Source organism: Acinetobacter sp. SWAC5 (assembly GCF_003419885.1).
GTDB lineage: Bacteria > Pseudomonadota > Gammaproteobacteria > Pseudomonadales > Moraxellaceae > Acinetobacter > Acinetobacter cumulans.
The window spans coordinates 23,874-37,802 of the sequence record NZ_QUWR01000020.1 but is presented as its reverse complement, the minus strand read 5'-3'; the positions used below and the strand labels follow the sequence as shown (position 1 = coordinate 37,802).

The following is a 13,929-nucleotide window of genomic DNA, read 5'->3' as shown; positions in this document are numbered from 1 at the left end:
TATCACTTAAATTTGGGATATTTTTCCATTCATCCTAAAATTAGGCCCAAAAAAAAGACCGCTAAAAGCGGTCTTTTTTTATCATCTAAGATGATTAAGCAGCCAATGCGCCTTTAGCTTTTTCAGCTAAAGCTGCAAATGCAACTGAATCATGCATAGCGATGTCAGCAAGTACGCGACGGTCGATGATCACTTGAGCTTTTTTCAAGCCATCGATCATACGGCTGTACGACAAACCGTTTTGACGAGCACCAGCATTGATACGCGCAATCCATAGAGCACGGAATTGACGTTTCTTTTGACGGCGGTCACGGTAAGCGTATTGACCCGCTTTGATTACTGCTTGAAACGCAACACGATAAACACGTGAACGCGCGCCGTAGTAACCTTTAGCACGAGCTAGAATTTTTTTATGACGGCGATGAGCCTGTACACCACGTTTTACACGAGCCATTTAAAATCTCCTTAGATGTATGGGCACATAGCACGAACTGAAGCAACGTCACTTACGTGAACCATTACACAGCCGCGTAATTGACGAATACGCTTAGCAGATTTTTTGGTCAAAATGTGGCGCTTGAACGCTTGTTTGCGTTTGAAACCGTTTGCAGTCGCTTTAAAGCGTTTAGCTGCACCACGGCGAGTTTTCATCTTAGGCATAACAACCTCTTTTGAACACCTGTTCGGCACGTTCGCACCATTGCGATTACGCCCTGCAGGTAAGGGAGCGAGTATTCTAAAGCATCTTTGTTCAAAACAAAAGCACCATCGAAAATTAAAATCTACCTCTGAGGAGCTTAGTTTTATTTTCTATAAGCTTTACATGATGAAATATCAACCAAGCATAAACTGCGACTTATAATTTTCGCATCTTCTCTCCAGTTGCCTGTTATGACACCTGCACATGATGCATTCGCAGCCTTACGCTATCGTGATTTCTCAATTATCACCCTCAACCAATTTAGCTTGACCTTAGCCATTTTAATTCAAGAAATTATTGTGGCTTATTCCCTCTATCAAATTACCAAAGACCCACTCACCTTGGGCCTAATTGGTTTAGCAGAAGCGATTCCATTTATCAGCCTTTCCTTGTGGGGCGGTTATTTTGCTGACCGCTTTAATAAGCAATTAATTATGAAGATTTGCTTATTTTTTGCCATCCCCATGCCGCTCATTTTATGGTGGTTGTTTCACTTATATGGACAAGCAACGATTGGCGTACAAACGCTGTCATGGGGTATTTATGCCGTCATTTTTGGCCTAGGCACCATTCGTGGTTTTTATAATCCCTCTGCTACGTCATTAAAACCATTTTTAATTCCACGTGAACTGTACGCCAATGGTGCAACATGGACCACGATTGGTTGGCAAAGTGGCGTTATTTTAGGGCCAATGTTAGGCGGTTTTATGTTGGCCTTCTGGGGACGTGAAAACAGCTTACTTAGCGTTGCAGGCCTATTAGTACTGTGTTTTGTGCTGATTAACTTACTGCAAAAGCGTCAGTTTCCAAAAATTGAAACTGACAAACTTTGGAATAGCTTAGGCGATGGATTTCGCTTTATCTGGAAAACCAAAATTGTGCTATGGGCCATTTCACTGGATCTAGTCTCAGTGCTGTTTGGTGGTGTGATTGCACTTTTGCCCATCTTTGCAGAAGATATTTTAAAAGTTGGTCCAGAAGGCCTTGGCTATCTGCGCGCAGCACCTTCAATCGGTGCATTAATAACGATGATTGCACTCACCAAGTTTCCACCCACACAAAATGCATGGCGCAATATGTTATTAGCAGTTGCGGGCTTTGGCTTCTTCACCTTGTTATTTGCCTATTCAAACGTATTGTGGCTGTCTTTATTTGCACTCGCTATGACAGGCGCTTGCGATAGTATTTCAGTTGTCATTCGCCAAACCATTTTACAAATCTATCCGCCAGAAAATATGCGTGGTCGTGTCGCCGCTGTAAACGGTATGTTTGTCTCTTCAAGCAATGAGTTAGGCGCTTTTGAATCAGGTTTAGCCGCAAAATACATGGGGACAATTATGGCAACTGTGTTTGGCGGCTGTATGACCCTCGCTGTTGTTGTGATCAGTTGGTCAAAAACCAAAGATTTATTTGGACTAGACATCACCAAGGGTACAGAAAAATAGCGAAAACAGTGGATTTAGACTTGCCAGTATTTCTAATTCAGGAAATACTGCGCTTCAATATTGACCAATCATCACATTGCGTGATTAAAGCCTTTAACTTATGAAAAAAATTCTGTGCTTATCTACTTTAATGTGCCTCCCACTGACGGCTTACAGTGCAGCTACGAAACAAGTCCATCAGCTTCCTGCACAGACGATTGACGTCTCACCGACATCGCACTTAACCACACGTTTACAGTGGTCTAAGTTTCCAGAGCCGAATTACAGCATTGAAGATTTAAAAAATGAAAATCGTGCAGCAATCATTCGTGTGGTGGCCAATACCAAAGGTGATGTAACCAATGCTACGGTTGAAGAAAGTACTGGCCTTAAAGCCCTCGACCAGCTTTTAATTCAAGCCGTTGAAGATGCTCAGGTCAAACCCCATATCAAAAATGGTCGTGCCGTATCACAAATAGGTTATCAAGCCTTTAACCTCAAGCTCAGCAACAAAGAAACTGTGTGTGACTACCAGTTCGATTCAAAAGTTTGGCTTGCTCAAAGCGAAGCAAAAAAAACTGCTTTTCAATATGTAGTGCAACCAAAGCTGAGTCTTAACTCAAGTCAGCTCAATGGCCATAACCGCCAAGTTAAATTTAGCTTTGCCACAGACAAGCACGGCAACGTTAAAAAAGTAAAAATTAAACAAGGTTCTGGTATTTATGCACTGGATCAAAATATTGTACAAGCCGTATCAGACAGTAAAATTAGCGTAAAACGCAATGCGCGTACCTTATGGATGTATAAGCAATCCCACTTTAAGGACCAAATTGAATTTAAGCTCAATGCTTGCAAATAATGTCCACACTAAGGCTCATCTCATTTGATGGGCCTTTTTTTATGCCGACTTCAATCATGCACAACGTTAAAATACATTAATAAAAATCAAATAAACGCAAAGATAACGCCCAATTTTTGCCACGCTTACCAGCACTAAAAACCGCCAAAAATTTTCTTTTAATAGACCAGCAATTAAGGTAATTGGATCGCCAATGATTGGTGTCCAACTGAGCAACAATGACCAATAGCCATATTTTTGATAGAAGTCCTGAGCCTGTTGCATTTTCTGGGCAGATACAGGAAACCATTTTTTATTTTTAAATTGTTCTATCTTTAGGCCCAAATACCAATTAACACAGGAACCTAAAATATTACCCACGCTTGCTATGGCAATGAGCCACCCAACTGCATAACTGTGCTGTATCAACAAGCCTAACAAAACCGCCTCAGACTGCAAAGGCAACAGTGTGGCTGCCCCAAAGGCGCAAAGGAATAACAAAAACAAACTCATGCTGTGCTATTCCTCTGTCTGGTTGTATTACAAACCTAATCGCTGTTTGGTCTTACGGTATTCCCAAATCGACCACAAAACCATAACGCCAATAATGAAAGCGCGCGACCAACCATAACGTGTAGTTAGCGGTTGAATCACTTCTTTTAATCTGACTTGATCATGTGTTTGCAATGCATTAGCGACCGTTTGAATATGCACAGCCTCGGCAATAAACAAGACTAAAGACAGCACAATAGCTGCAATAATGGCAAAATAAACCCGCGAATTGGCTTCCACAATGCGTGTCAGATTTAAGAAAAATTCTTTCATGTATTCATCCAATAAAAAACCACCGCAGAAGTGGTGGTTTTATGATTTTCAATCATCTTAGCATAACTGCTTAAAACAATGCCTTGTTATTGCCATCAGACTTTTATAGCCAATGCTTTCTGCACCGCAGGGCGCGCCGTTAAGCGCTCGACATACTCTTTCACTTGTGGATAATCTTCTAACTGAATCCCCTGCCACTCATGACGCAAAATCCAAGGCAGTATCGCCATATCTGCAATCGAGTAGCCGCCAGCTACATATTTTTGCCCAATTAATTGATGATTTAAAACTTTGTATAAGCGCTTAGTTTCATTCACATAACGCTCAGTTGCATACGGAATACGCTCCGGCGCAAAACGACTAAAATGGTGATTTTGACCCAACATTGGACCAAAGCCACCCATTTGCCACATCAGCCACTGCTCAACTTCAACACGCTCAAATTCATCTTCAGGATAATACAGTCCAGTTTTACGGCCAAGGTACTGTAAAATAGCACCCGACTCAAATACGGAGATGGCTTCACCACGTGGCCCGTTTTGATCCACAATCGCTGGTATTTTGTTGTTTGGCGAGATTTTTAAAAAATCAGGCTGAAATTGATCATCCTCTAAAATATTAATTGGGAAAATTTGATATTCCAAGCCCATTTCTTCTAATGCAATGGTGATTTTATGGCCATTGGGCGTCCCCCAATAATACAGATCAATCATATACATATCCTGTCAATGTTCTGATTTTTAATATCAACTGTCTTGATTTATGTGCTGTTTATAGCATGCATTACGCTTTTAAACCTTAACTTAAACTGAAACTCAGCATAAAAATATAGCGAAAAAGATAACAAATTAAGCAATGTTTTTCTCAAAATCCGATTATTCGCCAAATACATCTATTTCAATTTTTTATACTGCCCTTAACCCTGATTATGTAGATACCATTAAGCATGCTTAAAGTGTAGCTTTCATGTCTTTTATTTAGATCAGCACTTCAATCCTATTATTTCAATAAAAAAAGCCCTGCAATTGCAGGGCTTTTTTTCAAAATGTAGATTACTTACGTTTTTTAGGACCAAGTAACATACCCATTTGACGACCTTCCATTTTCGGGGTCTGCTCAACAACACCCACATCAACCACGTCTGCTTCAATTTTTTGTAATTGAGCCAAACCAAGTTGTTGGTGTGCCATTTCACGACCACGGAAACGCAACGTAATTTTTACTTTGTTGCCTTCCTCAAGGAACTTGATGATTGCACGTAGTTTTACGTTGTAATCACCAACATCAGTACCTGGGCGTAACTTGATTTCTTTCACCTGTACTTGATGTTGTTTTTTCTTCGCTTCTTTCTGCTTTTGCTTAAGATCAAACAAATGCTTGTTAAAGTCCATGATTTTGCAGACTGGTGGCTCAGCATTTGCAACGATCTCAACAAGGTCAAGATCAGCAGCTTCTGCTGCGCGCAAAGCTTCATTTAGAGATACAATCCCTTTTTGCTCGCCATTTTCGTCTACAAGACGGACTTCTTTTGCACGAATTTCATCATTCAACGCAGGACGGTTTGATTTACTACCCTGTTGATTACGGTCAGGCTGTTTAATCGCTTTTACTCCACAATGTACCGGCCACGTTCGGCTACGGCTGCTTTCACTAAGTCAACGAAAGCATCGATTGACATAGTGCCCAAATTTGTTCCAGAGCGGGTACGTACGTTTACTGTACCTTCTTCTACTTCACGGTCCCCAAGTACCAGTAAGTAAGGAATACGCTCTAATGTACGTTCACGAATCTTAAAGCCGATTTTCTCATTTCTCAAGTCAGAAATGGCACGAATACCGTTTTCTTTAAGTTTCTCGACGACTGACCCACATGCTTCTGCTTGTGAATCTGTAATGTTCATTACACATGCTTGGATTGGTGACAACCAAGGTGGCATGAAACCAGCATAGTGTTCAATAAGTATACCAATAAAACGTTCGAAACTGCCAAGAATTGCACGGTGCAACATTACAGGCTGATCACGATCGTTGTCTTCGGTTACATAAGAAGCGTCTAAACGTTCTGGCAAGTTGAAGTCACATTGAATTGTACCGCACTGCCATACACGGCCTAAGCAGTCTTTTAATGAGAATTCAATTTTCGGACCGTAGAATGCACCTTCACCTGGTTGAAGTTCCCACTCTAAGCCAGCAGCATCTAAAGCATCTGCCAAAGATTTTTCTGCCATGTCCCAAAGTTTGTCATCACCCACACGTTTTTCTGGACGTGTAGACAATTTCATTTGCACTTCTTCGAAGCCAAAATCTTTATAAACATCTAAAGTCAGTTTAATAAAGTCTGCAACCTCAGTACCAATTTGTTCTTTAGTACAGAAAATATGCGCATCATCTTGGGTAAAGCCACGTACACGCATAATGCCGTGCAATGAGCCCGATGGTTCGTTACGGTGACATGAACCAAACTCAGCCAAACGAACAGGAAGATCACGGTAAGATTTTAAACCTTGGTTAAATACTTGCACGTGACATGGGCAGTTCATCGGTTTTACAGCATAGTTACGATTCTCTGAATGCGTCGTAAACATGTTGTCTGCATAGTTTGCAGCATGGCCTGATTTTTCCCAAAGCGTGAAATCCACCACTTGTGGTGTACGAATTTCTTCGTAGCCATTGGCTTGTTGAACTTTACGCATGTACTGCTCAAGTACTTGGTAAATAGTCCAACCGTTCGGATGCCAGAACACCATGCCTGGTGCTTCTTCTTGCATGTGGAACAAATCAAGTGCTTTACCAATTTTACGGTGATCGCGTTTTTCAGCTTCTTCAATACGTTTGATATATGCAGCAAGCTGTTTTTTGTCTGCCCACGCTGTACCGTAAATACGTTGTAGCTGTTCGTTTTTCGCATCACCACGCCAGTAAGCGCCTGACATTTTAGTCAGTTTGAATGCTTTTAAGAATTTAGTATTCGGTACGTGCGGACCACGGCACATATCCAAATAGTCTTGATGGTAGTACAAGCCCATTTCTGTTTCGTCAGGCATGTCTTCAATCAGACGTAATTTATAATCTTCGCCACGTGCAGTGAATTCTTTAATCACTTCATCACGCGGTGTCATTTTTTTAATAACGTCATAATCTTGATCGATGAGCTTTTTCATGCGCTCTTCGATGGCAGCCATATCTTCTGGTGTGAATGGTTTTTCACTGAAGATGTCGTAATAGAAGCCATCTTCGATGACTGGACCAATTACCATTTTTGCTTGTGGGAACAATTGCTTAACTGCATGACCTACAAGGTGAGCGCAAGAGTGACGAATGATATGAACACCATCATCGTCTTTAGGCGTGATAATTTGCAAGCTTGCGTCTGCTGTAATTAAGTCAGATGCGTCAACCAATTGACCGTTTACACGACCAGCAACTGTATTTTTTGCAAGACCAGGACCGATGCTTTGAGCAACTTCCATCACAGATACGGCGTGATCAAATTCTTTTTGATCGCCATTTGGCAAAGTGATAATTGGCATAAAAAATCCTTAAGGAGTGATGCCCCGTACAATAGAGCATATCACCGCGAGATTATGATCGAGGGAAACCCTCAAAAGATAAAAACGGTGGATAAATAAAATTCGATCTAAATTTTACACGTCTTGGCCCGTTTAATAAACCGTTAATGCTGATTTATCCACAGATGTCTATATTTCCTAAAACATGTGTTCTTACAATTAGCCACTCTATAATCAAATCATTCCATATTAAGCTTAGCTTGAAAATCCAATTTTGATGGTCTTGGACATCACTTAGAGTTTTCAAAAATAATTTATCTGATTAGCAAAATTACTCACTGAATAAAATTAGGCAGGTATGATGCAAGCACATTCTTTAATTTCTTGGACAGAACTTTCCACATTAAAGCCCGCTTATGCTTTAGCGGCGAATGTCGATTTAATCGTTCTTCGCTTACCCGAAGATGACCCAGAAAATGTGGTCGTCATGTACGGTCGTTGCCAGCACCGTGGTGCATTGATGGCGGATGCACATATTCAAGGTGATAAAATTGTCTGTGGCCTACATGGCTCGCACTATATTTATAAAACAGGAATTAACCCTCGTTACCTCAATAAAAACCTACAAAAGTTTAAAGCATGGGTAGAGAACGATCAGGTTTTTGTTGATTTAGAGGAAATTACAGCTTGGGAAAAACGCAATCCGCAACAATATAAACGCGATCAATACCAAGGTTTATATGCAGATTCTGCACCTGCACCAGAAGAGCCACACAATAAATTTATTTTAGAGCTTGCGCGTAATGGCCTAAAAAACTTTGGGCATCATGGCCCGACGGCTGCGATGGGAGTCCCTTTTGATAAGCTACCCAAATGGGAAGATATTCAACTGGTGACTGCACAGCTGTGGAAAGTGCCTCTACTTGATGATGCACCCGTTGCAACAAAAGTGGTGATTGGTCCAAATGCCAAAAAGCCCTTGGTTTTAGATATTCCACTCTTTGTGTCTGATATGAGTTTTGGCGCCTTATCACAAGAAGCAAAAACAGCACTTGCAATGGGCGCTGAGCTGGCAGGTACAGGGATTTGCTCGGGCGAAGGCGGTATGTTAGCCGATGAGCAAGCTACCAACTCGCGCTATTTTTATGAACTGGCCTCAGGTCGTTTTGGCTATGACATTGAAAAAGTTAAAAAATGCCAAGCTTTTCATTTTAAAGGCGGGCAAGCCGCCAAAACGGGCACAGGTGGACATTTACCCGGTCATAAAGTAGTAGGTAAATTGCCGAAGTACGTAATCTACCTGAAGGCGAAGCCGCAATTTCTCCAGCGACCTTCCCTGACTGGACGGAGCTGTCTCAATATAAAGACTTTGCAAATTATATCCGCGAAGAAACTGGTGGCATTCCAATTGGCTTTAAGCTGTCTGCTCAGCATATTGAAAAAGACATCGATGCAGCCATCGTGATTGGTGTCGATTACATTATTTTAGATGGCCGTGGTGGTGGTACAGGTGCAGCACCCACGCTGTTCCGTGACAACATCTCCGTTCCGACCATTCCAGCACTGGCACGTGCACGTCGACACCTAGATCGCTTGGGTCGCCGAGATATCAGCTTAGTGATTACAGGTGGTTTACGTGTGCCTGCCGACTTTATTAAAGCTTTGGCTTTAGGTGCAGATGCAATTGCAGTGTCTAACTCTGCGATGCAAGCCATTGGCTGTTTGGGTATGCGCGCATGTCAATCCAATGATTGTTCTGTGGGGATTGCCACACAGCAAGATCATTTACGTGCACGACTTGAAATTGAAAAATCTGCACAGCAATTGGCAAATTTCTTTCATGCATCTATTGAACTCATGCAAGTCATGGCGCGGGCATGTGGCCATCATCATCTAAATCAATTTTGTAAAGATGACCTCACCACATGGAAAAAAGAAATGTCAGAACTGACTGGCATTCATTATGGCGGGTTTCAGAATTAAGAACATCGCGATGAACATGCTGTAAAAGCAATGCTTAAAATGCCAAAAACAGATGGTGCACACTTAGTCTCTAAATGTGCACCACGTGGCATGTAGTTGCCTATTACGAATTACACACAGTGCCGTAAACTGCGCAATGATCGCCTCACTTTGACTGGGGCGAATAAACACATAATCATCGACCTGTATTTGGCAGCCTGAAGGCAGTTGCAACATTTCCTGATTGCTACTTCGACCATATAAACTATGTGGTTTTGCACCCAATGGGTACTCACATTTCCCCCGCCAATATCCGCCGTAAATAAATACCGCCTGTTGTTTGCGAAATACGCGTGACAAGAATGATAGTTCAGGTAATTGCACGTGAGGAATCACTTTTAAAACTGGTGCTGCAATCCACAGCGCGGGACGAAATGCCTTTAATGAACTTAACTCAAAATCCAGCGGTTTGACTAAAGCAGATCCCACCGCCAAATCATTACAAACCGTAGCTTGCTGATGTAAGCCAAAGCTGGCACTGCCTGCACCATTCAAGCACACGTCCTTTAATTCAGCTTCAGAAAAATACTGGCGTAGGCATTGTATAAAAAACTGATACCGTTGCTGTGTACGTTGAAAAATATCTTCTGGCTTAAACCAAGGCTGAGGCAACTTGCTCACATGCGCATCGTAGCCCATTAAACCGCTGAGCTTCAAATACGGCGCGTTCGCCTGAATCAATGCCAATGCCTGTGCAAAGTTGGTTTCGTCTGCAAAGCCACCTCGGTGCAAACCTATATCAATTTCCAAACTTACCCTAAGTTGAATCTGTCTTGACTGCGCAAACTGCAAATATTGGTTTAAGCGCTCAACTGAGTCGATGAGCCATTGTATATTTTGCGACTCAAAAAGCTGTTGAACCGATCTTTGTAAAGCTTGGATCGGCATAGGCTTGCCCAATAAAATATCACCCTGCGGAAATAGAGTTTGAATCTGTTTTAAATGTGGAAAATGGAACAGCATAAAGCGTTGGCTCGGCAATCGCTGGCTAATGTATTGCAACAACTCAGGACTTGCCAAAGACTTAACAACAATGCGCATCTGACATTGAGCATTCAATTGAGCTTGTAATGTAGCAAGGTTAGCATCTAAACGATCGAGATCTAACAGCAACTGTGCTTGCCCCGTTCCTGCTTGTATCAACTCACGATTCAGTGCTTCAAAGTACGCAACAGACATATCAATCACTACGTCCCCAAAATAAATGTTCCAGATGCGAATTGATCCACTTTTTCTCAGGATCTAACTGTTGTCGCAAATGCATAAAATCATCCCATTTCGGATACAAGGTACTTAACGCATCTCCTCCTAGCGTGTGCAATTTCCCCCAATGTGGTCGTCCACCATATTTTTGAAAGATTGGCTCTGCCAATTTAAAAATACTGACATAATCTTGCCGATAGTACTGATGTATCGAAATTGAAATCGAGTCCTGCTGATAAAATGGGCTCAGCCAAATGTCATCGGCTTTGACATAACGAAATTCAATTGGAAAAAACATCGGGACTTTGTGCTTTTTTAAACAGTACATTAGCTCTTCTAAGCAAGCGAGTCCTTCTTTAACTGGCAACTGATATTCCATTTCGTTAAAGCGTGTTTCACGTACAGCGGGAAAGATCCGACTGGACCAATCAATTGCGGTACTCGGTCGTACCAATAGACTCACCAATTTCTGCAATGCTGGATTTAAAACAGGACATGACTTGGTGAGTTCAGAACAGATTCGTAAAAATACATCTTCATCTAAAATTTGTTCTGTTTTTGGTTGTACGGGTTCATTGGTTTCGTCTAAAGTTTTTAAAATGACATTCGGCGAATGAATAAATGCCCAAAACTCGATATGCCGATGTTGTGATTTCCATTGCTCAATATGTTGGAGCACTTCTGTAAATGGGCAACTGCGGATCTGCTCTTTGAGCTTATACATGGGACGATTTTGTAATTTAATTTTAGTCATGAGCCCCAAGCTTCCAAAAGCAACGCGACCTGCTTGATATATCTCACGATGGTGCAATGCATCACACCAAATTAAATCGCCATCTGCCGTAATCAACTCAAAGCCTTCTACATAGGCAGATAGGCATTGCAAATCGATCCCCGTGCCATGCGTTCCTGTCGCAATTGCACCCGCCAATGTCTGTTGATCTATATCCCCCTGATTCATGAGCGCCTGATTATAGGCAGCCAGTTTTTCACCTAAATCATATAAATGCGTACCTGCCTGCACCACACTTTGGCAATGCTGATCATCATGTGAGACCACACCTTTAAAGTAATCTAGGCTCAAAAGTACGTCATTGGTTTGGGCCAAGCCACTAAATGAATGCCCTGCACCGATCACTCGAATTTTGGGGTGTGTACGTATCACATTTTGTAATACCTCTAAGCTGTTCGGACGCAGTAATTTTGGATAGGCTTGTTGCGAACCTGACCAGTTCGACCAAAACTCGGATTGCATTTTTATCATTGTTATATCCTCAGTCTGTGCGCTAAGCACAATGCTGAATTGCTCTTCTTATTTTTTTAAAGTGTGCAATGCAATATTGACCCTTCCTATATGTATATGGCTCAATTTATAAACAAAAGTCAATCTACTTTAAGTTCTTGCTTAGCTATAAAAACTAAAAAGGCACAGCTATGCTGTTATTGAACGCTACCTTGTTGAATATACTTCATTAAAAATTTCACACACAGGTATGCTCTTTCTCATACTTCAGGACCCCAAAAGCTGTCTAAATCACCTCATCTATCTATACCCAAAAAAAGATCAATGCACTCGACTTTAAGCATACAATAGAGTAAATACTCGACTAAAGAATAAATGCAACAATCCACAATTCTGAATATTGTGTAAGCAGGAAATTAGAATAAATAAATTTGGAGTTTTGACATGGTCAGTCCTTATGATGAATTGCCTCGTACACCGGCAAACTTCGTTGCATTATCACCTTTGCGCTATTTAGAACGGGCTGCATATATTTATCCAGACCAAGACGCGATTATTCATGGTGATCGTCATATCAGCTGGCGTCAAACGTATCAGCGCTGTCGTCAGTTTGCCCACCAATTACAGCAATTGGGCATACAAAAAAATGACACTGTGTCGGTTTTACTTCCAAATATTCCAGCGATGATCGAAGCACACTTTGCAGTGCCTATGGCAGGTGCGGTTTTAAATACCCTTAATACCCGCTTAGATGCAAAGACCATTGCTTTCATGCTTGAACATGCTGAAACCAAAGTTCTTTTGGTTGATCCTGAATTTACCAGCGTAGCACAAGAGGCCTTAGCCCTGATCAATAAAGAGATCTACCTTATTGATGTCACTGATGTTGAATATGAAGGCACCAGCCAACGCATTGGTCAAATTGAATATGAAGACTGGATTGCACAAGGCAATAGCAATTTCGAATGGGACCTCCCTGGCGATGAATGGGATGCGATTAGTCTGAGTTATACCTCAGGCACCACAGGCAATCCAAAAGGCGTGGTTTATCATCACCGTGGTGCTTATATTAACGCGGCCAGCAATATCATTGCCTGTGGTATGAAGCCACGTGCGACTTACCTTTGGACGCTACCACTGTTCCATTGTAATGGCTGGTGCTTTGGCTGGACCATGGCAGCCAATGGCGGAACCAATATCTGTTTACGTAAAGTTGATCCTGAGCTAATTTTCAAATTAATCGCTGAACATAAAGTGGATTATTTCTGCGGTGCGCCAATCGTACTTTCAATGTTGATCAATACCCCAGAAGAGAAAAAGACTTCATTCGATCATCGTGTAGAAGTGATGGTCGCTGGTGCAGCACCTCCAGCAGCCATTATTGAAGGCATGCGTGGTATTGGCATCAATGTGACTCATGTTTATGGCCTTACAGAAACCTATGGTCCTTCTGCACTGTGTGCTTCACAAGCAGGCTGGTCAGAGCTTTCAATTCAAGAACAAGCACAGCTACACTCGCGTCAAGGCGTACCATATCCACTTCAGGATGGCATGAAAGTGCTTGATCCAGAAACAATGCTCCCTGTAAAAAATGATGGCCAGACCATGGGTGAAATCATGTTCCGTGGCAACATTGTGATGAAAGGCTATTTGAAAAACCCCGAAGCTACGGCTGAAGCTTTTGCTGGTGGCTGGTTCCATACTGGTGATTTAGCAGTCTGCCAGCCCGATGGCTATGCAAAAATTACCGATCGCTCTAAAGATGTGATTATTTCAGGTGGCGAGAATATTTCATCGCTTGAAGTTGAAGAAGTCCTGTACCAGCACCCAGCAGTACTCACTGCGGCTGTCGTTGCGAAACCAGATCCATGTTGGCAGGAAGTCCCTTGTGCCTTCATTGAGCTTAAGGTCGGTAAAGAAGCCACTCCTGAGGAAATTATTGAATTCTGTAAGCAACACCTTGCACGCTTTAAAGTCCCTAAAGATGTGGTGATTACAGAAATTCCAAAAACCTCGACAGGTAAGCTACAAAAATTTGTACTTCGTGACTGGGCCAAAGAACGTGCCACAGGTGAGTTCAGCTAAGCATGCAGCTAAAACAGAAAAACGACCGCTATGGGTCGTTTTTCTTTATGCACAGATAGCATCAATAGACATACTACTCAT

General features: G+C 42.0%; 13 protein-coding genes and 1 pseudogene. 5 read left to right on the top strand and 9 right to left on the bottom strand.

The window, feature by feature from the left end; genetic code table 11:
* Nucleotides 1-94: 94 nt before the first annotated feature.
* Together rplT and rpmI are read right to left on the bottom strand one after the other, a co-directional pair.
* Nucleotides 95-454 carry a 50S ribosomal protein L20 gene (rplT, locus tag DYI81_RS14045; protein ID WP_004723060.1) on the bottom strand — a complete coding sequence of 120 codons (360 nt, stop codon included), beginning with the start codon at nt 452-454 and terminating at the stop codon, nt 95-97.
* Nucleotides 455-465: 11 nt separating this feature from the next.
* Nucleotides 466-660 (bottom strand): 50S ribosomal protein L35, encoded by a 195-nt coding sequence (gene rpmI, locus DYI81_RS14040; protein WP_004804484.1) that lies wholly within the window; start codon nt 658-660, stop codon nt 466-468.
* A 231-nt stretch (nt 661-891) separates the two neighbouring features.
* On the opposite strand from rpmI, the gene DYI81_RS14035 reads away from it, so the two are divergent.
* The gene (locus tag DYI81_RS14035) at nt 892-2,145 is read left to right on the top strand and encodes an MFS transporter (protein ID WP_106986232.1); all 1,254 of its coding nucleotides are present in this window, start codon (nt 892-894) and stop codon (nt 2,143-2,145) included.
* A 100-nt stretch (nt 2,146-2,245) separates the two neighbouring features.
* Entirely contained in the window at nt 2,246-2,983 is a 738-nt protein-coding gene (locus DYI81_RS14030) for a TonB family protein (protein ID WP_106986233.1), read from the top strand.
* Nucleotides 2,984-3,049: 66 nt separating this feature from the next.
* Here the strand turns inward: DYI81_RS14030 and DYI81_RS14025 are convergent, their stop codons facing one another.
* From DYI81_RS14025 to thrS, 5 genes are all read right to left on the bottom strand, one after another.
* On the bottom strand, nt 3,050-3,475 hold the full coding sequence (locus DYI81_RS14025; RefSeq protein WP_106986234.1) for a YqaA family protein: 426 nt from the start codon (nt 3,473-3,475) through the stop codon (nt 3,050-3,052).
* Between the two features lie 27 nt (nt 3,476-3,502).
* Complete coding sequence (locus tag DYI81_RS14020) at nt 3,503-3,787, bottom strand: hypothetical protein (RefSeq protein ID WP_106986235.1); 285 nt, start codon at nt 3,785-3,787, stop codon at nt 3,503-3,505.
* Between the two features lie 95 nt (nt 3,788-3,882).
* On the bottom strand, nt 3,883-4,500 hold the full coding sequence (locus DYI81_RS14015; RefSeq protein WP_106986236.1) for a glutathione S-transferase N-terminal domain-containing protein: 618 nt from the start codon (nt 4,498-4,500) through the stop codon (nt 3,883-3,885).
* 339 nt (nt 4,501-4,839) lie between these two features.
* Nucleotides 4,840-5,388, bottom strand: coding sequence for a translation initiation factor IF-3 (gene infC, locus DYI81_RS14010; protein WP_106986237.1), 549 nt, complete (start codon nt 5,386-5,388; stop codon nt 4,840-4,842).
* Nucleotides 5,389-5,393: 5 nt separating this feature from the next.
* Nucleotides 5,394-7,316 carry a threonine--tRNA ligase gene (gene thrS, locus DYI81_RS14005; protein ID WP_106986238.1) on the bottom strand — a complete coding sequence of 641 codons (1,923 nt, stop codon included), beginning with the start codon at nt 7,314-7,316 and terminating at the stop codon, nt 5,394-5,396.
* A 337-nt stretch (nt 7,317-7,653) separates the two neighbouring features.
* Here thrS and DYI81_RS18250 point away from each other — a divergent pair.
* Nucleotides 7,654-8,559, top strand: a pseudogene (locus DYI81_RS18250) (glutamate synthase-related protein); the annotation flags it as partial.
* 14 nt (nt 8,560-8,573) lie between these two features.
* Nucleotides 8,574-9,278: an FMN-binding glutamate synthase family protein gene (locus tag DYI81_RS18245; protein ID WP_346426375.1), complete on the top strand. Its 705-nt coding sequence runs from the start codon at nt 8,574-8,576 to the stop codon at nt 9,276-9,278.
* A gap of 63 nt (nt 9,279-9,341) precedes the next feature.
* Here DYI81_RS18245 and DYI81_RS13995 read toward each other — a convergent pair whose 3' ends face one another.
* Both DYI81_RS13995 and DYI81_RS13990 read right to left on the bottom strand, forming a co-directional pair.
* Nucleotides 9,342-10,496 carry an alanine racemase gene (locus DYI81_RS13995; protein ID WP_117007915.1) on the bottom strand — a complete coding sequence of 385 codons (1,155 nt, stop codon included), beginning with the start codon at nt 10,494-10,496 and terminating at the stop codon, nt 9,342-9,344.
* A gap of 1 nt (nt 10,497) precedes the next feature.
* Nucleotides 10,498-11,784, bottom strand: a complete 1,287-nt coding sequence (locus DYI81_RS13990; protein ID WP_117007891.1) for a D-arabinono-1,4-lactone oxidase — start codon at nt 11,782-11,784, stop codon at nt 10,498-10,500.
* 423 nt (nt 11,785-12,207) lie between these two features.
* Here DYI81_RS13990 and DYI81_RS13985 point away from each other — a divergent pair, with 423 nt between their 5' ends.
* The gene (locus tag DYI81_RS13985) at nt 12,208-13,848 is read left to right on the top strand and encodes an acyl-CoA synthetase (RefSeq protein WP_117007889.1); all 1,641 of its coding nucleotides are present in this window, start codon (nt 12,208-12,210) and stop codon (nt 13,846-13,848) included.
* The last annotated feature ends 81 nt before the right edge of the window (nt 13,849-13,929 follow it).